This is a genomic window from Clostridium tyrobutyricum DSM 2637 = ATCC 25755 = JCM 11008, assembly GCF_000359585.1.
GTDB lineage: Bacteria > Bacillota > Clostridia > Clostridiales > Clostridiaceae > Clostridium_B > Clostridium_B tyrobutyricum.
In genome coordinates this window covers 146,151-152,459 of record NZ_APMH01000005.1, presented here as the reverse complement: position 1 = coordinate 152,459, position 6,309 = coordinate 146,151, and the positions used below count along the sequence as shown (strand labels likewise).

At 34.7% G+C, this 6,309-nt stretch carries 7 protein-coding genes; all 7 read right to left on the bottom strand.

Going from position 1 to position 6,309, the window contains the following annotated elements:
- The coding region (tnpA, locus tag J418_RS0104610; RefSeq protein WP_017894922.1) for an IS200/IS605 family transposase at positions 1–204 on the bottom strand (204 nt) is incomplete at its 3' end.
- A 184-nt stretch (positions 205–388) separates the two neighbouring features.
- A complete protein-coding gene (locus tag J418_RS0104605) occupies positions 389–1,720 on the bottom strand; it encodes a recombinase family protein (RefSeq protein WP_145915630.1) in 1,332 nt (443 codons plus the stop codon).
- Positions 1,665–2,945 (bottom strand): recombinase family protein, encoded by a 1,281-nt coding sequence (locus J418_RS15435; RefSeq protein ID WP_017894920.1) that lies wholly within the window; start codon positions 2,943–2,945, stop codon positions 1,665–1,667. Before J418_RS15435 ends, J418_RS0104605 begins: the two co-directional genes overlap by 56 nt.
- Positions 2,946–3,030: 85 nt before the next feature.
- Positions 3,031–3,732, bottom strand: a complete 702-nt coding sequence (locus tag J418_RS0104595; RefSeq protein ID WP_017894919.1) for an N-acetylmuramoyl-L-alanine amidase — start codon at positions 3,730–3,732, stop codon at positions 3,031–3,033.
- Positions 3,732–4,136: a phage holin family protein gene (locus J418_RS0104590; RefSeq protein WP_017894918.1), complete on the bottom strand. Its 405-nt coding sequence runs from the start codon at positions 4,134–4,136 to the stop codon at positions 3,732–3,734. Before J418_RS0104590 ends, J418_RS0104595 begins: the two co-directional genes overlap by 1 nt.
- A 20-nt stretch (positions 4,137–4,156) precedes the next feature.
- Positions 4,157–5,509 (bottom strand): hypothetical protein, encoded by a 1,353-nt coding sequence (locus J418_RS0104585; RefSeq protein WP_017894917.1) that lies wholly within the window; start codon positions 5,507–5,509, stop codon positions 4,157–4,159.
- Positions 5,510–5,755: 246 nt separating this feature from the next.
- On the bottom strand, positions 5,756–6,304 hold the full coding sequence (locus tag J418_RS0104580) for an ATP-binding protein (RefSeq protein WP_017894916.1): 549 nt from the start codon (positions 6,302–6,304) through the stop codon (positions 5,756–5,758).
- Positions 6,305–6,309: the final 5 nt, after the last annotated feature.

Sequence of the window (6,309 nt, the reverse complement as noted above, 5' to 3'; positions counted from 1 at the left end):
TGGTATTGATAAAAGCATATGTATATGATCTTCACATGCATTTGCTTCTATTATTTCTACTCCCTTCCAATTACATAATTCCCTTAATATTTTTCCTATCTCTTTTTTTCTTTCTCCATATATTTCTTTTCTTCTATACTTTGGTGCAAATACTACATGATATTTACATCTCCATTTAGTATGTGCTAAACTGTTGTTGTCCATTTAGGGCACAAACCTCCTTTGAATTATAGATTTGGCTGACGAGACCATTTCTATTTTATCAAAGTGAGGTTTTTTGTTCACCGCTTAAGCTTTTCTGAACTCACCTGCACAGCAGGTGGTTTTCTTTTGGACAAAAAAAGCCAATTAAGATGATACTTCATCTTAACTGGCTCTTTAAAATACCTTATTCAATTACAACCTCTACCTCAGTCCCATCAAGCAAGCTTACTATAATCTCCTTTCCTTCAAACACCGTCATCTTCTCTGTTATCTTACAAAACAAGTTCATATCAAATTTTTTTATAGGCTCTGCATCTCCTATGATTTTTATAAACTGCCCTGCCTTATACCTCACTAAAGCATTCTCACTTTTCAAATGCTCTTTCCACTTTTGCATGAAGTAATCCCTATTTTCAATCATAGCATTAAAGGTATTTATAAAAGCCTGATACAAAACCCTTTCATATATATGTTTGTTGTCACACCCCTTTTTACCTTTTATTCTATATCTACTGCTGCATATCCAGACCTTTACTCTAGGTGTTTCCTTAGTGGAACGCCAGGTCTTTCTTCCAAAGTAACTACCACATTTTCCACATATAATCTTGGCTGCAAAGGGATTATCCGTTGTCGCATAATTAGATTTTTTCAGATTATATTTTTCAGCAAATGCTCTCCTTCTCTCTATTTCAAGCTGTACTGCCTCCCACATCTCCTTGTCTATTATTGCAGGATGGTTTTCTTCCACATAGTACTTTGGAACCTGCCCTTTATTCTCTGCCCTTTTCTTTGTGAGAAAATCAACTGTGTAAGTTTTCTGAAGAAGTGCATCTCCTTTATACTTTTCATTGCCTAACATTTTTCTTATGGTGCTTTCATACCATTTGAAAGTTCCGTTCCATTTAGGAACCTTATCCTTCTCAAGATCCCTAGCTATACTGTTTATCCCTTTTCCGTCAAGAAATTCTCTGTATATTCTTCTTACAGTTTTAGCCTGTTTTTCATTTATTATAAGATTTCCATTTTTATCTTTGTCATAGCCTAAAAACTTTTTATGATTTATATGAAGTTTTCCCTGCTCAAACCTTCTTCTTATTCCCCATGTACTGTTTTCTGAAATATTTCTTGACTCATCCTGAGCAAGTGAACTTAATATGGTAAGCAGCACTTCTCCTTTTGAATCCAGAGTGTTTATATTTTCCTTTTCAAATATGACTCCGATTCCAAGGTCTTTAAGCTGTCTTACATAATTCAGTGTATCCAGAGTATTTCTTGCAAATCTTGATATGGATTTTGTAATTATCATATCTATTTTACCGGTTCTGCAGTCCTCAATCATTTTATTAAACTGTTCTCTCTTTTTAGTATTAGTTCCCGTAATTCCCTCATCAGCATAAATACCGGCAAGTTCATAGTCAGGATGGCCATTTATAAATGCAGTATAATAATTAACCTGTGCTTCATAGCTTGATAACTGTTCTAATTGGTCTGTAGACACTCTGCAGTAAGCTGCCATTTTCTTTTTCTGGGGCTTTGTATTCTGTGATGAATTGCTTCTGCTTGTTCTTGCAGGAATAACTGTAATGTTTCTTGCCATCTATAAATTCCTCCCTCACAACAATTTCTTCTTTTATATTAAGCCTGACCGCTGTTTCGTCATCGATTACAGTTCCCCGGCAGGCATTCTTTCCATTTTCAATATAATTACTGCACTGCCATACTATTTTTCTGCAGCTGAATTTACTGTTCCAGGTTCTTCTCCTTAAAACAGCCCCGCATTTACTGCAGTACATCTTCCCTGTCAGAGCATATCTTCTTTTATATTTGTCTCCCTTAAAATTACCCTTGGCTTCAGCTCTTATTCTTATTTCCTTCTGAACTTTCTCCCACACATCTCTTGAAATTATGGGAGAATGGTTATCTTCAATGTAGTAACTGTCAACTTCTCCGTTATTTCTTATTTTTTTCTTTTTCAGATGGTCTAAAATGCAATATTTCTGTAAAATGGCATCTCCCTTATATTTCTCATTTTTCAATATCTCACGCACGGTGTTGTCGTGCCATTTTTTATTTCCTACGGTGGGAATACTATCTCTATTGAGTCCTTTTGCTATAGTAAAACTTCCACTGCCACTTAAGTACTCACTGAAAATCCTCTTTACTATTTCTGCCTCTTTCAGATTTATAACTAACTCTCCATACTCATTTTTATCGTATCCCAGGAACCTTGCTGTATTTATAATAAGTTCTCCCTGCTGAAACTTTTTCCTGACTCTCCATTTTAAATTGTCACTTACATTTTTGCTTTCCTCCTGGGCAAAAGAAGAGAGGATGGCAAGCTTCAGCTCTCCATCCCCTGATAAAGTATTTATATTTTCTTTTTCAAACCTGATTTCAACATCCATGTTTTTTAACTCTCTCGCTATCTGCAGCGTTATCACCGTATTTCGTGCAAATCTCGAAATGGATTTTGTTATGATTAAATCAATTTTTCCTTCCCTGCAGAGTTCCATCATTTTCTGAAACTCCGGTCTTTTATCAACAGTTCCCGTAATGCCCCTGTCAGCAAATATACCTGCATACTCATAATTCGGATTATCTGATATAAGCTTTTTATAGTAAGTTATCTGGTTTTCCAGGGATTCACCTTGTTTTTCACTTCCTGTTGACACCCTTGCATAGGCGCAAACCCGTTTCTTTTTATTTACTTCCTTTACAGGCTGTATAATTCTGACTCTCACAGGCTTCCACTCCTTTCTGTCAAATTTGTATTACTATACATCACTCTGAACCTGATAGAAGTCAAGTCATATGAATGTAAAAGGACTATTTACTGAATGTCATAATCACAGCATCAAAGCCGGCGGTCTTAAGTTTCTTTAGTTGAACTTCGGCATTTTGTCTTGATGAAAAAGAACCTGCCATAACTCTATAAGCAGTTTTTCCAGTGGATATCTGCTTTGGAGGCATTGAAGTCTTTGCCGGTATTTTTTCTGTATAACTGATTCCTAGCTGGGATAATATAGCTTTGGCTATCACCCTTATTATTTCATTTCTCTTTACATCAAACAGATTATTATCTACACTATTGTCAATAAAGCCAACCTCAATTAAAACAGCAGGTGCCTTGGTCTCCCTGAGAACATGGAAGTTCGCAGTTTTAACTCCCCTGTTTATAAAACCTAAAGCTGCAAGGAAGGTCTGTATGCTTTGTGCCAGTGCTTTAGCCTTTGTTCCTGCGTTTAGATAGGTATAAGTTTCCACTCCTCTGGCTTTTTCAGGCTGGTATGCATTCCTGTGAAAAGATATGAAATAATCATAAGTACTTCTGTTTTCAAAACTGCTCCTCGCTCCAAGACTCACTGTGACATCTGAAATTCTTGTTTCATCAACAGTTATTCCGTATTTTCTGACTTCCGCCGCTATAGCTTTTCCTATACTCAATACATCAGCACTTTCTTTTCTGCCTTTATAGCAGGCACCGCTGTCCGAACCGCCGTGTCCATAATCAAAACATAATCTTGCCATTATTTATCTCTCCTCTCATTTATCTGTTCTAAAATATTCTTCAGTTTTTCAGGTACAGGAAGTCCAACCTTAGCTGAATTTTCCATTATACTGATACCTTCATTGGAAATGTAGAAAAAAATAACAGCAGTGCGTATTGCACTACCGTTTTTAACCAAATGCACGTCTATTATATTTCCTATTCCCACGAGTACAAATATAAGTATCTTTTTAAATATTCCCCTGAAGCCAATTTCACTTGAAAGCTTTTTCTCAAGAACTGCTGACATAAGTCCTGTTATATAATCAACTGCCACAAAAGTAACCAGTGCATACAAAAAGCCATCGAAGCCTCCCAGAAACCACCCGGTATATGCTCCAATGACCGCAAATATTAATTGAAAACTATTAATTAAATTTTTCACTTTATCTCCTCCACATGTTATTAATGCTGCGACATATCCAGCGGATATACATAGTCACAGGTAAAATCATATTGTATTTTCATAGTATTTGTCGGGGTTTTGGTTATTGCCTCCGGAAGTAGTGTATGTGCTGAAGCCGGAACGATATACTGCTGCTTTAACTCTCCATAATTACTATCGCCAGCTGTAAACAAGGTTGATGTATCTTCATCCCATGCAATACTATCGTAATCAGTAGATGTAAAATTTGAAGTGCCGTAAATGCTCATATCGCTGTTAAGCTGAAGACAAGTGCCATAATTTATCATTACCCAAAATTTATTATTGGGTATTTTAGTTAAAATAATATTGCCTGAACTTCCTGTGTATATTTCAGCTTTGCTTGAAAAAGTTCCATCTTTATTATATTTTGCTATACAGCTTTTATATTTGGAACTTGAACCTGAGGAATCCGTGCAGCCATTGTACGTTATATACACATTGGCAGCATTTACTGCTATATCATAATAATGCACACCTGATACAAGTTCACCTGGAATTGCAGCACTTTTAGGATATGATTCTACTACAGTAAAATTTTTATCCAGCTTTTTAAAAGAACCGTCACTTATAAGTATCCAGAAATTTGTACCGTCATACGCTATAGCTTTAGCAGCTGCAGGGAGAGTTATATCACTTTTCTTGTCACCTGTAATCTTGTCATATACATATAGTGTTACTGAGTTAATCTTCAATGCATAAAGATTTGTTTCATCTGTACACAGATTATGGTCAGGAAGGTAGTTTCCACTGCTGCCTGCTTCTAAAGTTCTCTTGGTATACAGTGAATTTATCTTCGGACTTTGAGCACTGCTTCCAACTCCTGCTCCGCCGGTCCAGTATATGCTTTTAAAAGTTCCGTTGGCTGCATTTGTTGGAAAATCCATAACATAATGTTTTGTGTTTTCATTTCTTGTTGTTTCAACATTATTTACATTACCCTTTAAGCTGTCACTGCTGCTGTACTTATATATGCTGTCAGCATAACCTATAATATTTCCCCAGGTGAAATAATCATAAGGATCTTCTGCGATATCTCCCGTAGTAAGAACCATTATCCTGAACGGATAAGTTGTATATATTCGGGTGAGCAGATTATCCTGATTATTATCCAGCATAGGATAATAGAAGCCATCAATATAAGCTATATTGCCAAATACGGCGGATATCCTGTTTTCACTTTCAGCTTCATATGTCTGTTTTCCAGTAAGTGAATCATACAGCTTTACTGTAGCCGTTCCTGTGAAAGGCAGTATCAGTTTTTTCTTCAATACTTCTATTTTAGTACCTTTTATTAGGTCTTTGCTGTATGCCAAGCTTTGCTTATATGGCATAGAATTCCCCCTCTCTGATATTTTAAATATAAAAATACCGTAAGATTCAACTATGAATAATACGGTATCCTAATAAATTTGTAGATTGTCAATAAAAATCCCTTATAAATTAACAAATATACTTGGTTCTTATATCTTCCAGATTTATTATTTTTTCATTAACTACAATAGAAAACTTACATATTACACTGTTTCCCTAAGAACTAGTTATAAAAGACATTCATTTTACATCTTCAAATCACTTACCTACTTATTTATAATACTGGTAATAAATTCTAATGTCTCATTAACATCAGATGTTTTATTAATAACTTTATATCTAACTCCAATGCGTATAGCAACCTCTTTTGCATAATATATCTCTTTTTTCTGAAATTCTTTCATAAAATCAATAGAGTAACTTTTTGCATCTCTATCAACTAACCTTTTTAATATTTGTGATTCGTGATCTACCAAAACTATTATAGCCTTTAATCCTAATAACCTAAATGTATTAAAAGGAACCTCAACTATATTTTCATCACGATTTAATAAGCAAAAATGTCCATCTAATAAATAGTATTCTTCATTATTAAGATATCTGTCAACAGATTCAAGCAAAATATTTTGATTTTCTCTCACATTGCTAACTTCTTTATTTTTTGTTATATTTTCAGATTTTAAATTTGATATTAATTCACTTGCCGAATAATGTTTTAATGATATCTTTTTAGATATTTCCTCGCATAAAGTAGTTTTTCCAACACCATGTATACCTCCAACAAAAATAACCTTTTTATCAAAATCACTATTCATTAATC

What these genes read in the sequence shown, in the direction of transcription:
- J418_RS0104605 (WP_145915630.1), bottom strand. Translation starts at nt 1,720, where the DNA reads ATGGCAGCTTACTGCAGAGTGTCTACAGACCAATTAGAACAGTTATCA.
- J418_RS0104595 (WP_017894919.1), bottom strand. Translation starts at nt 3,732, where the DNA reads ATGGCAAGATTATGTTTTGATTATGGACACGGCGGTTCGGACAGCGGT.
- J418_RS0104585 (WP_017894917.1), bottom strand. Translation starts at nt 5,509, where the DNA reads ATGCCATATAAGCAAAGCTTGGCATACAGCAAAGACCTAATAAAAGGT.
- J418_RS0104580 (WP_017894916.1), bottom strand. Translation starts at nt 6,304, where the DNA reads ATGAATAGTGATTTTGATAAAAAGGTTATTTTTGTTGGAGGTATACAT.